Annotated in this window: 20 protein-coding genes and 1 tRNA gene; 19 read left to right on the top strand and 2 right to left on the bottom strand. The window is 34.6% G+C overall.

Annotation, left to right across the window (positions count from 1 at the left end; translation table 11 throughout):
* The first annotated feature begins 15 nt into the window (after positions 1-15).
* The 19 genes from WEEVI_RS01235 to WEEVI_RS01140 all read left to right on the top strand — a co-directional run bounded on the left by WEEVI_RS01235 (position 16) and on the right by WEEVI_RS01140 (position 14,444).
* Positions 16-417 (top strand): hypothetical protein, encoded by a 402-nt coding sequence (locus WEEVI_RS01235; RefSeq protein WP_126414796.1) that lies wholly within the window; start codon positions 16-18, stop codon positions 415-417.
* A 54-nt stretch (positions 418-471) separates the two neighbouring features.
* Entirely contained in the window at positions 472-1,110 is a 639-nt protein-coding gene (locus WEEVI_RS01230) for a hypothetical protein (RefSeq protein WP_013597361.1), read from the top strand.
* Positions 1,104-2,798, top strand: coding sequence for a DnaJ-like cysteine-rich domain-containing protein (locus WEEVI_RS01225; protein ID WP_041942017.1), 1,695 nt, complete (start codon positions 1,104-1,106; stop codon positions 2,796-2,798). The genes WEEVI_RS01230 and WEEVI_RS01225 overlap by 7 nt, the downstream gene beginning before the upstream one ends.
* Positions 2,799-2,834: 36 nt before the next feature.
* Positions 2,835-3,074 carry a hypothetical protein gene (locus WEEVI_RS01220; RefSeq protein WP_013597359.1) on the top strand — a complete coding sequence of 80 codons (240 nt, stop codon included), beginning with the start codon at positions 2,835-2,837 and terminating at the stop codon, positions 3,072-3,074.
* Position 3,075: 1 nt separating this feature from the next.
* Entirely contained in the window at positions 3,076-3,309 is a 234-nt protein-coding gene (locus tag WEEVI_RS01215; RefSeq protein WP_013597358.1) for a hypothetical protein, read from the top strand.
* A gap of 12 nt (positions 3,310-3,321) precedes the next feature.
* Complete coding sequence (locus tag WEEVI_RS01210; RefSeq protein WP_013597357.1) at positions 3,322-4,152, top strand: hypothetical protein; 831 nt, start codon at positions 3,322-3,324, stop codon at positions 4,150-4,152.
* A 116-nt stretch (positions 4,153-4,268) separates the two neighbouring features.
* Positions 4,269-5,594, top strand: a complete 1,326-nt coding sequence (locus WEEVI_RS01205; RefSeq protein WP_013597356.1) for a hypothetical protein — start codon at positions 4,269-4,271, stop codon at positions 5,592-5,594.
* 103 nt (positions 5,595-5,697) lie between these two features.
* Entirely contained in the window at positions 5,698-6,666 is a 969-nt protein-coding gene (locus WEEVI_RS01200; RefSeq protein ID WP_013597355.1) for a hypothetical protein, read from the top strand.
* Complete coding sequence (locus WEEVI_RS01195; protein ID WP_013597354.1) at positions 6,666-7,196, top strand: hypothetical protein; 531 nt, start codon at positions 6,666-6,668, stop codon at positions 7,194-7,196. Before WEEVI_RS01200 ends, WEEVI_RS01195 begins: the two co-directional genes overlap by 1 nt.
* A 74-nt stretch (positions 7,197-7,270) precedes the next feature.
* Positions 7,271-7,723, top strand: coding sequence for a hypothetical protein (locus WEEVI_RS01190; protein ID WP_041942016.1), 453 nt, complete (start codon positions 7,271-7,273; stop codon positions 7,721-7,723).
* A 5-nt stretch (positions 7,724-7,728) separates the two neighbouring features.
* The gene (locus WEEVI_RS11300) at positions 7,729-8,013 is read left to right on the top strand and encodes a hypothetical protein (protein WP_013597352.1); all 285 of its coding nucleotides are present in this window, start codon (positions 7,729-7,731) and stop codon (positions 8,011-8,013) included.
* Positions 8,014-8,362: 349 nt separating this feature from the next.
* Entirely contained in the window at positions 8,363-11,266 is a 2,904-nt protein-coding gene (locus WEEVI_RS01175; protein ID WP_013597350.1) for a hypothetical protein, read from the top strand.
* A 1-nt stretch (position 11,267) separates the two neighbouring features.
* Positions 11,268-11,618 carry a hypothetical protein gene (locus WEEVI_RS01170; protein WP_013597349.1) on the top strand — a complete coding sequence of 117 codons (351 nt, stop codon included), beginning with the start codon at positions 11,268-11,270 and terminating at the stop codon, positions 11,616-11,618.
* On the top strand, positions 11,611-12,165 hold the full coding sequence (locus tag WEEVI_RS11210; RefSeq protein ID WP_013597348.1) for a hypothetical protein: 555 nt from the start codon (positions 11,611-11,613) through the stop codon (positions 12,163-12,165). Before WEEVI_RS01170 ends, WEEVI_RS11210 begins: the two co-directional genes overlap by 8 nt.
* 10 nt (positions 12,166-12,175) lie before the next feature.
* Positions 12,176-12,721 (top strand): N-acetylmuramoyl-L-alanine amidase family protein, encoded by a 546-nt coding sequence (locus WEEVI_RS01160; protein ID WP_013597347.1) that lies wholly within the window; start codon positions 12,176-12,178, stop codon positions 12,719-12,721.
* Positions 12,722-13,303, top strand: coding sequence for a hypothetical protein (locus tag WEEVI_RS01155; RefSeq protein WP_013597346.1), 582 nt, complete (start codon positions 12,722-12,724; stop codon positions 13,301-13,303).
* Positions 13,304-13,484: 181 nt separating this feature from the next.
* Positions 13,485-13,736, top strand: coding sequence for a hypothetical protein (locus tag WEEVI_RS01150; RefSeq protein ID WP_013597345.1), 252 nt, complete (start codon positions 13,485-13,487; stop codon positions 13,734-13,736).
* Between the two features lie 94 nt (positions 13,737-13,830).
* Positions 13,831-14,217 carry a hypothetical protein gene (locus WEEVI_RS01145; protein ID WP_013597344.1) on the top strand — a complete coding sequence of 129 codons (387 nt, stop codon included), beginning with the start codon at positions 13,831-13,833 and terminating at the stop codon, positions 14,215-14,217.
* Positions 14,196-14,444, top strand: a complete 249-nt coding sequence (locus WEEVI_RS01140; protein ID WP_126414800.1) for a helix-turn-helix domain-containing protein — start codon at positions 14,196-14,198, stop codon at positions 14,442-14,444. The genes WEEVI_RS01145 and WEEVI_RS01140 overlap by 22 nt, the downstream gene beginning before the upstream one ends.
* 174 nt (positions 14,445-14,618) lie before the next feature.
* Here the strand turns inward: WEEVI_RS01140 and WEEVI_RS01135 are convergent, their stop codons facing one another.
* Positions 14,619-15,785 carry a tyrosine-type recombinase/integrase gene (locus WEEVI_RS01135; protein WP_013597342.1) on the bottom strand — a complete coding sequence of 389 codons (1,167 nt, stop codon included), beginning with the start codon at positions 15,783-15,785 and terminating at the stop codon, positions 14,619-14,621.
* Positions 15,786-15,898: 113 nt separating this feature from the next.
* Positions 15,899-15,983 (bottom strand) — tRNA-Ser (locus WEEVI_RS01130).
* Positions 15,984-16,032 lie beyond the last annotated feature (49 nt).

Here is a 16,032-nt window from a genome sequence, read left to right as displayed (position 1 = left end):
CTAAATACATTAAAAATGTTACAGCAGAACGATCCTTCAATGAAAATTGTGGGGTCGTTTTGTCTTAAAATAGAGAATCAAGAATTGCAAATAAAGGATGTTGATATACTTACGGATGATTTAGATTTATATTTAAAATTTAATATTTCTAAATGGGTAAAAAAAACACCAATGTCCGAAAACGGGAAAAGGGGGGCGTTTGTTTTAAATCGAATAAGGTTTGATGTATTTCAGAAAAAACCGCACACTAATGATGTATTTTACAACTATCATGGATTGTCTGTATTAACTAAAAAAAGTCTTATAGATTATTGGATACACATAACTGCTGAATATAACTCGCTCAACAATGCAACAGGAAGATTTTATGCTGAATACTTTCAAAAAAAAATTAATATTTATAATGCAAATAATTAGATACTTTTAATTTATATTTGTGTAAATGAAATGTTTAACAAAAAAAATAATAATATGGGAAGTATTTGTCCGGCAGAATGTGCAGATTTTACACTCACCGAAGTAACTAAGGCGGATTGTGAAATTTCATACAGAAAAATCAATATTAAATCGCTTGGATTTTACAAATGTGATGTAAAGCTACCTAGTCCTATGACTGACGAAGCGTTTAAAACGTTATATGAAAGTGGAGCAATCGTATTTTCAAATGAATTAGTCAACGTCTCTATCTCAGAACCAGTTTACGAGGAAAGAAAGTTATCCGATACACGTCCAGCTGATCAAGAAATTGTAGAGCGCCAAATAACTTTTGAAGACCGTATTAAAGTAGAGATTCCAGAAGTTTCAGGAGGTTCATCTACTCCAGCTAATTTATTTGCTGATTATGATTTTTGGCAAAACAAATTAGATCACAAAACAAGCCTAAATTATGGGTTTGTGATGTCTAACGGGGATTTTGTAGCTCCAGTTGATGAATATGGTTATGGAATGTCTGCATCGTTCCAAATGCATCGCAATTTCGAGAACCTTACTAGAGGGGGTGCCATTGAAATTAAGGCAGGAACATTAACGTTTTTAGGTGATCCTTTAGCAATGAAGTATAAGCCAATAATAAATTTAAACGACATACCAGAATTAGCTGGTAAATGGTAATGAATATCGAGGAGGTAAAAAAATTAATCAATAATAAAAGTGTTTCTAATTCCAAATTATTAAAGGAAGCTAGAAACACTTTTTATGCGATTACATTACACACGAAAGGTGCTAGACCATCATTTAAGGATTTGTCAAGCCCCTCAGCTGGAACAATCTATCCTCCAGATTATTTAGGTGAGGAATATCAACGGCTATTTGATAAATTTTTATTATCTAAACACCCTCGAGAAGAAGATGTTACAAGGCAATGGAGATACAGTCAGTACCGTCCACTAACAAAATCCCCTTTTCAGAGACTAATAAAAGTCGTAAAGGGAATGATTTACCAAGACACAAAATACACACTTAAAGTAGAAAATAAAACAAATGAAGAGTATTTAAACGGTGCTAATTTTCAAGAAAACAACAATTTTATTTCGTTGTTTAAAAATATCTTTGTTCAAGCAATGTTGGAAGACCCAAACGGATATATCGTTATTATACCAACAAAGCACAGAAAAGAAACACTGCACTTAACCGAGCCTCTTGAAATTTCCTTTTTATACGTAAGATCTATCGATATTATACACGACGAAAATCAAGATTTAATATTCAAAACACAAGACGGTAATCATGTGTTTTGGATAAATAAAACAGATATAATACGATTCAAGAAAAATCAAAAAAATGAATGGGTCAATGAAGCTGGCTATTTTAACCATAAATTTAGCTTTATACCTGCTGTTAAATTAGGTGGCATTTATGCTAATAACAATTTTTATAAATCATTTTTAGATGATGCTCTGCCAATTGCGGATGAATATATTTCTAGCCATTCATCAGAACAGCTTGTCGACAAAGAAGCATCATATCCATATATTCAGCAAGCAACTATAGACTGTCCTACTTGTCACGGAATTGGATCTACGCAAGAAATCGTAGAGATTTGCGAACTTTATCCAAACGGAACAAAACAAGTACCATGTAGCACGTGTCAAGGGAAAAAGCAAATTTCAATAAACCCTGCCGAACGTTATGAAGTGCCCGTTGACAATATGGATCGTGACATGGTCCGCATTATTAATCCTAATATTGCGGTAAATCAATACCATAGAGATAAAAACAGAGATATTTTTAATGCTATTCTTGACAGTCTGAATTTATTAAAAGTAGATGAAGCGCAATCAGGAGTTGCGAAAACAATTGATAGAGATAATCTTTATCAATTCGCATCCAATATATCGGATAGGCTATTTGAGCTTAAAGAATTTTGTTTGAAATGTTTTATTGCTTACAGACTTCCCGCCCCTAAGTTTGAAGGGGGATTCACTTTAATAAAGCCTTATAAATTCGACACTCAAACTGCTAACGATTTATTATCTGAAATACAAACAGCAATTGCAAACGGATTGCCTTTAAACGTAAGGTTAAGTCTTATTAATGATTTTGTTGAAAAGCGATTTAAAGGAAATGATGTACAAATAAAAATTAATCAGGTGTTATCTATTCTTGATAAAACTTATGGATTAACAATAGCAGAAATTAAAGATGCTAAAGATATAGGTTATATAACTGAAGAAGATATTGCTAATGCTAAACAGGTTAAAGATAGCATCCAAAAAATAATACTAGATAATTCTTTTGAATATATCAGAGAGAAAAAAGTATCAGAAATAATTAATTATATCCATAATAAAGATAATTAGATGATTAATACTTATATTTGTTATAAATAAATTTCTATGGCGAAGAGGAGGAATACACAAGTGACAAGTTCTGATGTTAACGGAGTGAGCAATAAAGAAATTGCATTAAAAAAAACGACAAAAACAAATTCAGAAATTGACGTTTTACAACCCGATACTGTTGAGCCAGCGCAAAAAAAAGCAAAGGTAATTGACGGACGGGTACAAGTTCATGGGCAACACTCAACAGTGTTGGTGAGTCCTAAAACGGCTTACATAATATCAAAATTTAAATAATATGGCTAAAAAGGATGTTAAAAAAGATAGCGATGTGGAAAACACAATAAAATCCGATGTTATCCAGCCTGAAATTATCGAAAACAAAAACGATTCATTAGAAATAAAGCTGAAAAAAGGCGAATGTTTGATTAAAGAAATTTCATCCAACAAAAATTTTGTTACATCAGTAAAGTCGGCAGAGAAGTATTTTAATGATTCAACTAAATACGAAGTTGTAAAAAAAAATCAATAATTAACTCATACTATGAAATTAACAATAGACCAAATTCAATCTTTATTCAACGGACTGGGCATTGCTCAAGCTGTGGAAATAGTTAGCAATACAGAAGAAGCCAACAAAGAATTTAACGCAGATAATATATTAAAATCTTTTGTAGATAGTCGTGAAGCGGTATATATGGCGAAATTCAATGAGGAGGTTTTGCCTGAAAAGCTTAAGGCAGTTGCTGGTGAATTTGGTGGTAAACTTAATGGGTATATTCGTAAGGCTAGTAATAATCAGATTCCTTTAGTCGATTTAGAAAAATTAACAGATGCTGACAAAATAAGTAAATTGGTAGAGGTGTTGGATGTTAATAAAAGCAAAGATACTGAGGAAATTAGAGAACAATTAGCGCAAGCTATTGAGGCGCACAATTTGGAAATAGAAAAGATTAAAACAGAATACGAGTCAAAGATTAAAGAAGCTGATAATCGTTTGACTGATTATAAGGTGTCTGAATATTTAATAACAAAGGTGTTGCCTGAAATTCCATTAATAGATGGTGATAATAAAATTAGAGCGAGCTTGTTAAAAAACGCTTTGGTTGAAAAATATCATTTAGCTATCAACGAAAAAGGCGAAGTAGAATTAAGGGATAAAGAGAATATAGAAAAACCAATCCTTGATCCTGATAAAAACACTTTTATCCAGCCTAAACAATTTGCGACCGAATTTTTTGGAGGTTTGGGTATCATTAAACAAGATAATCGTGGCAGTGAAACAGAAACAGACAGAACGAATGGAAACAGTGATGTGTCTTCAATGCGTGGCGCATTAGATCAGGTAACTATATCCGCTTTAGATCAAATATAATTGACATAAACAATACTTAGCGTGGACGTTGTATGAAAAGTCCTAAAACCATACAGGTAGGTTTTGAAGTACCTAAAACTTTCTAGAAAATATTTAAGTAATTAAAACCTATCATAATGAAAAAATTCCATATTAATGTTCAGCGTTGGATTAGAAACTGGTCAAGAACAACAGCAATCCGACATGAATTTACAGAGGCAGTAGTTGCGGCTTCTCAAAGAAACACAACAATTCAACAATCTGATTATCGCAATGATAACGGAAGAAGAAAATTAACAGTAAAATACTTTCCTCCAATTTGTGAGTTGGAATTTGATTGTTCCACAACTATTTGTGATTCAGGAACGTCAATCAAACCAACTTCACGGGATTTTGATATCAAACAATGCTCAAGATCTCCCGTGTTTTCAATCTCAGTACGTGATGTTCGTGACTTAGACGGAATTGACCCGAATAGTATGTTTATGGAACTTTTCTCGAACGCATTAGCGGCTGCAAGGAAAACTTTAAACATGCAATTATTAGCGTATTTCATCGCAAATATTGGTCGTTTCCCTGATGGGTCGACTTCGAAAGTAGTTTCATTGTTTGATGTTGAAAAGAAAACAATTGACCCTTTTGGAAATGTTGTAATTGCAACTACTTTTTCAGACGCTAACTTAAGTGAGCCAATTGTTGTAGGCGGTTCGCATGTCCAATTTGTAAGGTCTTTACTTCCAGTTTCAGGAACAAACAACGATGGTATCAATACAGGCGGTTTACCTTACTCTAATTATTACTATGATAAAGCAGTAAACGAAGCGTTTGGAGGTGGCGAGCATTTAATCGCCTTTGACCCACAAGTTTTAAAATTCGTATCCTATTCTGAAAATACAGGAAGATGGACTACTGACTTAAAAGGGCTTTCGGTTACGGATATTGAAGGGTTATTTAGTCAAGGCATCAATGATAATGTTTACTTTGGTTCGATTATCGACCCAGTAACAGGAATCATGTGGGATTTAGATGTGGTCCACAAACCATGTACTAACGGTGACAAATACGGAGAGTGGAGATTTCAGTTTGGTCTTTATTGGGATGTGTTCTTCATGCCTGACCGTGTTTGTAACGATGAGGCAGTGAACGGAGTGTTTCATTTTACAGGATGTCAAATGAATCCAACTGTTTGTCCAGAAGCTACCCCAGCGGAACCAATCGCTAAGAAAAAATATGAATGGACCCCTAGTGATATTGTGCCGGGCTACATCAAAAATGTAACAATTGGAAACCAATCATATACGGTTGAAGCAAATGTAGCGAACGTGACTGAGTTAGTTGCGGAATTAAATGCATTAGGTGGGTATCAATTTGAAGCAAGTGGAGATAAAGTAGTATACGTTGGGTATTCTGCTCCTTCAATTAGTGTTAATGATGCCGATGCCGTGACATTCACAGAAGCGTAATTATTATATATTAAATATTCATTATAATGTTGATTTGAGCACGTTCATTTCCAATATCTATTGTGTTCTTGGATTAATGGGCGTGCTTTTTTAGTAAAAGCTTATGAGTACTTGTTTAGACAATATTGTTTCAGTTTCAAATCCATGCAGTAATGAAAAGGCATTCAATACAAGTGGATACGACTTGCTAGACGCACCCGAAATAAATCTAAGTAACATTTCACAAATTGCAAATTCTGACCAACCGAACGGATATGAGTTTTTGAAAGCTCAATTAAAATTTGCAATTCGGGATGTTGTAAATGATTTTATTAGCGTTTTGAACACAAACAATTTGATTACACAGTTAGTATCGGATCAGATTATTACTGGACAATTCGATAACTCATTAAACAATCCTATAGCTGGAAAATGTGGAATAACAATTAATAGAAATCAACAATACTACGAACCAAATAGCATTAAACGCTTAACGATTCACAGCGTTATGATATTTCCAGTTGATGACCATGAAAAAACAAACCTATTCATACAGCAAGGAACGGTAATAAAAACTTTTCCTATTAAATTAATTGGTGGGAAAATCAACAAGTATTCGATTAATTATAAATCTGAAGGTAACGACCCAATTCATGTTTATTTAGAAAACATTGAAACGTATTCATCGGAATTGACGTGCTTGATTGGATGCAATGGTTCTATGCCAAATCAATGTGGGTTCGTGAAAGGATATAAAAACGGCACAGAAATACAAAAAGAGGGGTTTGGGATTAATATTGCTTTTAGTTGTGATTGCGATTATGAAAGTTTGCTTTGTCGATACGCAAAATCTTATGTAGGAAAAATCATCTATCTAAAATCTAGAGCTAACATCCTTCAAGAGCGATTAAACAACGATAGAATAACTTCATTTATTATTTATGGGCGTGAACACGCAACGGAACTTCATGAGAAAGTAGAAAACGAATACCGTGAAACATGGAATAGTTTTGTTGAAAGCCTGCCGAATTTATTAATCAATGATTCGGATTGTATTAACTGTAAACGTGTAAAAATTGTGGTTAATGTGTGATGGATATAAAAGCTTATTTGGAAATGTTGAAAAAAATTCGTGTTGAGGCAACTGATATAATGAGTATTCCAATTTTTCAGAAAATAGCTGAACAAACAGAAAGAAGCATGAAGATTAGAATATTTGAAAATGGGAAAGCGACCAATAATTCCGAAATAGGAAAATACTCAGAAAAACCAATGCGAGTAAGCCAAAATCAATTCATTAATAAATCAAATTTCATTCCTACTGGCAGAGGAAAAAAAACAGCAGAAATGAAAGGAGGTTACAAAGAATTAAGACAAAAACAAGGACTGAAAAGCGATACTGTAAATCTTGAATACACGGGTGAATTAAGACACTCTATTTCTGCAAAAGCACACAGTCATGGTTTTAAAATAGGATTCACAAACCGTAAAAACTCAAAAAAAGCCAAGCATTTGGAATACAAATACAAAAAAAATGTATTTCAACTAACAGAACCAGAAAAGAAGCAAATAACGAAAGCAATAACTGAAGAGTCGAAAAAAATACATAACAAATTCAAATGATTAGCCAGAGTCACATAAAAAAGAATCTTTTAAACCAATTGAATTTCTTCAATTATGGCTTTTCCGACCTATACATGGACCATTCTGCAAAAAGGCTTATATCTCTAGACCAAAAAGAAAATGTAGCGTATGGCGTTGATGATAGGTATGGTAATTATTTTTACTTGCGTAACGATGGAAACGTAAGAGTATCTCAAGGCGAAAAAATAATTGAATCATCTAAAAATCTACTGCTAACAAACACAATTGTACTTGTTGCAAACGTTTCTAATGCTTATCCTGAGAAACTGCTTGAATGTTTATTGAATTATCTAGGTATCCAAGATGATATAATAATAAATTCAGCACAAATAACGAATGAAAAAGTAATTAATTCTGAATATCCTCTATTGGATAGGGCAGAAAAAAATATAATTCTTTCTCAATTACACAATCGAACCCTCGTAAAACTTGAGTTTATAAGCTATTCAACGATGCAGCCAAACGAAAGAAACTGTTATGAATGTAATCCTTGCAAAAATTGTTAAATAAAATGAAATGTTGTGACAAAATAGAGTTTTTAGGATGCTTTAGTGCATGTGAGCCAATTAACACAGGTTTAATTGCTGATTCATCGGGGGTATGGAGAATAGAAATTGATTATATGGGAATTACCAAATATGTGTCAATTGATTTAAAAGAAAACCAGCAAATCATAATCAATGAAAAATTAAACGAGGATTATTTACACACAATCCGAATTATAAATCCAAAAAAACAATTGTTACAAAACAAATGCTTTTCATTTAAAACCATCAAAACATTATGCTTGAATTAATAATAATCACTATTGGGTTTCTTGTCGGAGTAGCTTCATTCTCGATGATATTTTTTGCGTCAATTCAAAAAGGACAATGGCTTGATATGATGTTTAATTGGCAAAATCAACTAAGAGAATGGGATATGTCAGGAACAAAAAAAGGACTTATTTTATCCAAAATATTAGGATATTGTGAATTATGTTTTTCGCATTTTACAGCCTTTATTTGGTTTTGGATATACATAGCAGTAATTCTTTATTTTATTGACTTTAACCCTCCGATTGCCATATTTCCTATTTGGTATTTGCTCTATATGTCAATATCTACAAACATTAATCTTTATTTCATAACAAAATTATTTAAGCCATGAGAAAATTCACAGAAAGCGAGATAAATGCAGTAAAACCAACAGGAATACAAAAACACTACAATAAAAATCCAATTCCAGCTTTTGAATTAGAAAATCACTATTTACAAGCTGAAGAATTAAATAAAATAGTAGAAACATTAGATCTCAACAGTAAGATTATTAAAATCTTGATGGAGTTAAATAATCAACTAATTACTAATAATTCCATTCAGATATTAGGCACTATTTATACCTCGCAAACCTTGTTTGAACTTAACGCTTTGCCCGACGGAGTCTATAGAGCGGGCACATCAGGAATGTATGCGTTTGGAATTGAAGCTAAAGAAGGTTGTTTGACAAATTTTAGGAAAAATAATTTAAAATGGTCTATAGAAAGTGAAGTTAAAATAGGAATTAATATAGAAGCTGGTCTCAACGAATTTGTGGTGGGTGGTGAAAACGGAATTACATCTCGAAAAATAACCGGTTCGGACATCATCTACAACCCCAATGCTTCTGCCGATAGTCCACACATTGTGCCGTCGTACAATGTCGTGACGGATAGGTGGACGTCGGGCTACAAGGTGAGTAGAATTCCTTCCTTCCACACGCTGGCGCAACGACACGGAGACGGACGACTGAAAGCTTCTAGAGCCTTGCAAGCCGATGACTTGGTGCCATACGGACAGATGCCGATTAAGCTATTCGACACCAGAGAAGAAGCAACCAAATACGCCAAAGATACGGGTACGGAGGGCGAATTGCTGATTGTTACCGCCGAGAATAGACGGGTGTACCAGATAGACGGTAATAAGAATTTACAAGTATTCGTGGATAAGGGCGGTTCGAGTACTTTTATCGGTTTACCCGATACGCCGAGTAGCTACCCAAGCGAGGAGTATCAATTGCTACGCAATGCCGATGGTCGATTGGTTTTTACAGGTCTGCTACCCGAAGATTTCAGTATACCACGCAAGACCGAACGCCAAGTACTAATCTACGAGAGCGATCGAGACGGGTTCCGAGCTATGCCCTACGCAGAAGATGCGTTGCCTAATACGTTCGTAAAAAGAACAAGCGACGGACGGGTGAAAGTGGCTGAACCAGTGAATGAAGATGATGCTGTGAATTTTGGTTCGATTGACAACTACGCCTTACGTACAGCTACCAACATAAGCGACGAAGATGCCAAAGCATGGCGCGATAAGCTAGACGTACCTACCATCAATCCCGAAGAATTGGGTAAAGTTGATACAGTAGACGGTGTTGCGCCTGACGAAAATAAAAACGTTCAGCTTAATGCTTTAGTTAAAAACAAAGTCAACGAAGTAGGAGAAGATTTTGCTTTGAAATCGGGGAATGCAACGGTTAGGTTTGATGAGAGTAAAATTCATTTTAAAGGTGCTAGTACAGAAGTTCTAATAGGAGATGCGGTAGAAACAGGGTCCGCCTTCAGGTGTGTTCAATTTGATGATGATGGCAGTAATTTATATGAAGTTGCTTGGAATTTTAACCTAATTACTGGTAGCTCCTATGGAGAAAATGCTTCTAGATGGAGTATACATGGTGGTTCAGGAAGAGGGGCAAGGTATGTAACAATACCAATAACAGAAAAATATAGAAACTTAGTCGTTTCATGGAATGGTGTTTTTGCTGATAAAAATGGGAACATTGATGCTGATGTAGAACCTTATATTGATGATTATTTCGACAAAGAAACCATCACGTTGAAAAACATCCCAGACAAGACGCAAGATGCAACCTTCAATCAACTTATAGGCCTTAATAATACAACCAAAGAATTAGGGGTTGTAGGTGGTGCAGCAACCGTAAATTCTATCCTATCAATGGATAATAACGACCCAGCTCTTATTGCACTATCGTACAAGTTAAACGGTATCTTCTCATCTTCTACACGTGTGGTAACGAATGGTATTTTCCCGCCTGTAATAGAAGAAGGCAACGCTATCAAAACCTTAACTATTCTAGGAAAAGGCTTGACCTTGCCCGAAGATGAAAATATCACCAAAGTTCAGATTGTACACTTACAAACAATGAATATCTACGATGTAGGCTGGAAAAACGTTCGAGATAACGCATTAGAAGTTTATGTGAATAGTTCACTCTATCCGATAGGTGAATACAAGGTAAAGATACTTTCGGGAGTACAAGCGCATATAACGGGTACATCGTTCGAGATAATGCCTGAGAATTCGGTAACGGCTATCCCTACCAATAGTTTGGTTTGGGAGTGGTATAAGAATCTTCAATCAACGATTACAGAAGAAGAGAGCGGGATTAAGGTTGTAGAGCCTGATCTAATATCGGTTACCCAAAAGGGGTTGTTTGGCTCTAATGCGGGGGTAATCCAAGATGCAATGGTATCGCAAATCATTAACGACATCGGCAACTTCTCTATATCGCTAGACCTTAGCTGGAATTTGCCAGAAGGTCAATATTTACCCATAGCAGTGGGGTTGATTAATAACGATGATTACCAATCTAGAATTGAGGAGTATGGTGGGCATTTGAAAGGCGTAACTATAGATGGTGTATTCCGTAAACACCTAATCTACGGCGTATCGGTCGAATATAAACATGTTGTTAGATATCGGACTTCCGAAAAGCATATTAGGGTTGGAAAACATAATGGCGTAAGACCGTTTGAGCCCGCACCCTACCCAACTTATAAAGGTAGTGATAGGCTGGTGATAACAAGAAAGGGTAATAAACTCTACACAGTGTTTGGTGAGCATATGTATGTAGAGGATATTCTAGAAACGGAGTTACACCGATTAATCATTCTCAACTGCGCGACTGTTAATAACCTAAATGGGAATGTGCCCGTAGTCGATAATAAGTCAGAAATCAAAATCAATTCAATCGAAACATTCAAGTCAAATCTTTATAAACCTCATTAAAATGATAACAAAACAAATATCAAATCATCCTACCCTAACAACTTTGGTTAGAAAAGTAGAAGTTTATAGAATCGCACTGAATATGGATATCCAGACGATCGTCGTTAATGCACGGGTGCTTCATTATATGGGCGATACATTGTTGCCCGATTTTACAAAGGAAGTCAAGTATTGGATTGTATCCAATAGAGACCAAGTAGTCGTGCGTGATGAAAATAACGACATCATCGAAGATGAAGGGTTGCGAGGTGCTTATGATGAGTATATAAGTAAGGCTATGCCTGTTGTGACGCCTATGATAGAGAATCTTGTAGAAAATTACGATAACGAAAAAAAGATTTTCGATGTGTAACAAAAAAAAATCCATCAAAACCAAAATAGGCATCATCGCCACGCCGTTGATCCTGTTGTTTGCCTACCGGGTGAAGGTGCCGTTGCGTGATAAGCTAGAGTACTTTGTGGAGTCGCTCTTCACCTTCACGCCTTTGGCATTTATATTCGCTATCCTACAACGCTGGTTCGATGCCAATTCTCTATTCGCTATAAGCCTAGTCGGTGTATTGGTTACTAATGGTCTAGTGGGTGGTTATTTTCATTATAAAAAAGGAACGTTCGATTTACCCACGTTCGTGAAAAAAAATATAGAAATGATCGCCTATACCTTCGTGGTCTATTACTGCCTATATGTCTTGCACGAGAATATCAAGGAGACTTTTTCTACCAATCTTTTTTTGGCACTCATCAACGTAACGTCGCTCCTATTCCCGGTTAGCAAGATTTGCAAGAATGTATTCATCCTATCAGACGGCAGACATCCACCCGAATTCCTCATGGTTAAACTCTATAATTTCCAGAAGCGAGGCGATTTACAAGAATTTTTTGAATCAAAAAAAGACTAAATATATTAAAATGAAAGTAGCATTAGTAATAGGACATACCAAGACAAAGGATAAAGGAGCTTTTTCTAATCAACTTAGACAAACTGAATTCGACTATAATTTGCAAGTTGCAGAAGCGTTGAAAGCTATTAATCCTTCAATGTTTGATATTTATACGCACGAAATCCAAGACTATTATCAGCGACAAAAAGGAATGGCATACAAACTCAATCAAAAAACTTACGATTTAGTTATAGAAATGCACTTCAATTCTGCATCGGTAACAGCGAATGGAACAGAAACCTTGTATTATTTCAATTCAAAAAAAGGAAAGGAATATGCAGAGATTTTATCAAAAAAAATTAGCGAGGATTTCGGTACAAAATTGAGAGGTGTAAATGGAGCAAAAGCGTTAGTAAATAAAAACGATAGAGGTTATTGGTTTGTCTATTTGCCGAAAGCGCCTGCAGTAATGTTAGAGCCTTTTTTCGGGAGTAATCCAGCCGAAGCTGAAAAATTTAAAGACGTAAGCAAATACGCTCGTTCAATTTATAATGCAATTCTAAAATTTAAATAAATGAATCGAAACATAAAAAATATAATAAAAACGTTATTCTTTATTTTCGGAGCGTTGGCGATTCTGTCGGCTTGCAAAACCAAGCAAATCGCAAGCGAGCTATCGCACGAAAAAGAAGTAACCAACTCCGAAAAAGTAGCGTCAGAAACAGAAGAAGCATCAATCGTTCGCGAACGGTACGATTTCTTGAAGGAAAACAGGTTGCTCAGTTCGTATATGAATCTGTTCGATTTTTCCTACGATGGAAAAGAAAACGACAAAGCTTCTGTTGTTCTCGAGCAAACAGAAAAAGGTCTGCGAATGGATATACAAGGTGCGATGCGCGCTAACATGAAGCAGGAATCGAGCAAACAAGAAGAAAATCATACCAAAATAAACTATGAAAAAATAGATTCTATTGTTGATAAAAAAATAACCGAAAACATTTCTCAAATAACCGAGATGATCCGACATCAAAACTCGCGAACAAAAGAAGTGCAAGTAAAAGGATTGCAGTTTGGCATGTTCGCATTGCTAGCCATTCTTATTACCATTGTCGTTTTTTCGTTTGCCATTTACATATACATCAAGAAGTTGACTTAATTTCTATTTCATTCATTTTTTGTGTTTTTTTATTTAGGAAAAAAAGGGGCATTTGCTCCTTTTTTTGTGGGGGGAATTATTTTAAAAAAATAAATACTAAAAAGTTTGCAAGTAAAGAAAAAAGCTATATATTTGCAATAGAAAATTAAACGAAATATTAATCAAACAAAAATTAGAAATTATGTCAACTTTAAAGTATCAATTAAATACAGTAGAATTTGGAAATTTTGGTGTAGAATCAGCAGGTCAGGCTTACATACTCCTTACAAAATTATTTCCAGAAATTGCAAATAAAGAGAAAGCAAAACAGCACATCTACAGAATATGCAAATCACACGATGAGAATATACCTTTTGATTTGTTTGAAAATAAACGGTCTTTTGCTATTGGTGGATTTGGAGCACCTAGATATATTTCAATTTCAAAAATATAGAAGCCACGAATACTATAATCTAATAAAAAAAGGCTACCCAGTTGGGTAGCCTTATAAGAAAATCAAACTTCTAATATTAATCAAAATAGAAATTATGGATACAAAGATACACCAAATAAAATTACCTAAGTTCATTCATTGCGAAAACGAACCCAAAAACGGAGAAATCATCCACGACAACAGACAGTTCATCTATTGTCCAGAGTACCTTACGCTGGTAGAAATCGTTCCGCTAGATGCTTATCAAATTCATTATAGTATGGATTTTCCTCAGAAGCATTTCAATTATTACTCCGAGCGATATCAAGAGGAAGAGGATTACCTGTTGGTATTGGTGCAGAATAATATCGAAGTAGTGAATCAAAGTAGAGAAATAGAAATTATGCAGAAAAAATACCAACCATTGACCGTCGACCAAATGCTCGATGAAGCTTGGAATTATTACGAAAATTATCTAATATGGGAAGATCAACAGTTATGAAAGAATCAGACAAAGCCAAGCGACTAATTCTATTTCTAGAGGAAGTACGACTCAAAAAAAACATGAGCCGTTACCGACTATCCAAACTTACAGGTCTACCCGAGTCGACCATCAAGCGAACGCTTGATTTTATGAATGAGCCATTATTATCTAATTTCCTTAAGATTGCCGATGCACTCGAGGTGAAGGTTTCGGCAGAAGTACTCAATGAAGCGAGCAATAAATAATAAACAAGGTTCAGCGACATAATATGACGTTCAATGTGTTATTTTCGCAGATAAAAGTTAATAGAAAAACCGACCTAGAATATAGGTCGGTTTTAGAATAAATAAATAAATAAATCAAATAAATAATTCAGTTATGATAACTGATTAAGGGGCAAATATACTATTAATAATCTTCTAAACAAATTCACGTTCTAGTTTTTTTGCTTTTTCAAATCTTAATAAATTAATTTGATTAGCGTAAATTTCAGTGGTTTTAGCCTTAGAGTGACCAAAAATTGCCTGTATGGTTTCTATATCTAATCCGTCGAACATCATGTCATTGGCTGCTTTGTGTTTTAATGAATAAAGATTTTTATTAATTCCTAGTTCATCTTTTATATACTTTTTCCAATATTTTGTAACTGTATCACGTTTTATTTTATATTTATTTGGAGAAAACATTTCTGAATAATCCAATTTACCACCGTGTTTTCGTGGTGTTCCGAATAAATAAAGGTCAGGACCATGTGTGGGGCTTATTATTGTCAATAAGTCTTTTTTTAAGTCACTCTTTATAGGAACTAATCTATATTTATTTGTTTTGCCATCATCGGATTTGAGTAAAATTAAATCACGATCTAAATCAACATCTCCAACTTTCAAACGGAGCAATTCAGCTGGACGCATTCCAGTTTGATACAATGCTTTTACAAATCTTAGGTATGTGAAGTTTCTAGCGTATAAATGCTGAATTATTTTTGTTTGTTCTTGGTCTGTTGGGAACGAAGTTGGCGACGTTTCATATTTCAATAATCTTATCCCGTGTGCTGGATTGGTTTTTATGATATCAAACTCTACTAATTCCGACAATATTGACTTCAAATAACCTAAATTTTTATTATAAGCATGGTTTGACCATTTTCGAGAAATTTTAATATCCTCCATTATGGTTTTAATGTGGTAGCGTTCGATAGATTGTATTGATAATTTGTCGTATTTCAAACGAATTACAGCATCTAAAATAAATCTGTTTGTACATAAATAATCTGAATATGATTTTGGCTTAAGCCTTTGTTTTAACTTTTCCAAGCTAAAATTAAGACCGTCGGCAATACTCATTTTTCTAGGTTTTTTATTTGGTGCTTTGTTTAAATCTGGATCCCATCCGTTTTGTAAATTTAAAAGTAGAGTTTTGCGTAAGAGGTCAGCTTGTGCCATTCTTTGTTCAAAAGTATTGTAGGTGTTTATTCCAAAAGAATAACGCTTAGGATTACCTCCATTAAAACGAAACCAAACATACCAATCTTTTGAAAGGTCAGGGTAAGCCTTTATCTTAGGTTCTGTCCATTTATTTTTTTTCATATCGTAAAAAATTACGATACTTAATCAAGCTGAAAGTAAGTGTGCAGTTTTTTGCACTTGTAGTTTTATAAACCATTGAATCCAGCTTGCAGTCAAGGATTCAATGGTTTTTGCGGAGAGAGAGGGATTCGAACCCCCGGAGGTGTGACCCTCAACGGTTTTCAAGACCGCCGCATTCGACCGCTCTGCCATCTCTCCAATCTCCATTCCTTTACAGGATTGGAGTGCAAATATAGAATGAATTTTA

Source organism: Weeksella virosa DSM 16922, from assembly GCF_000189415.1.
GTDB classification, from domain to species: domain Bacteria; phylum Bacteroidota; class Bacteroidia; order Flavobacteriales; family Weeksellaceae; genus Weeksella; species Weeksella virosa.
The sequence above is the reverse complement of the archived record's forward strand: the minus strand, read 5'-3'. Positions and strand labels throughout refer to the sequence as shown.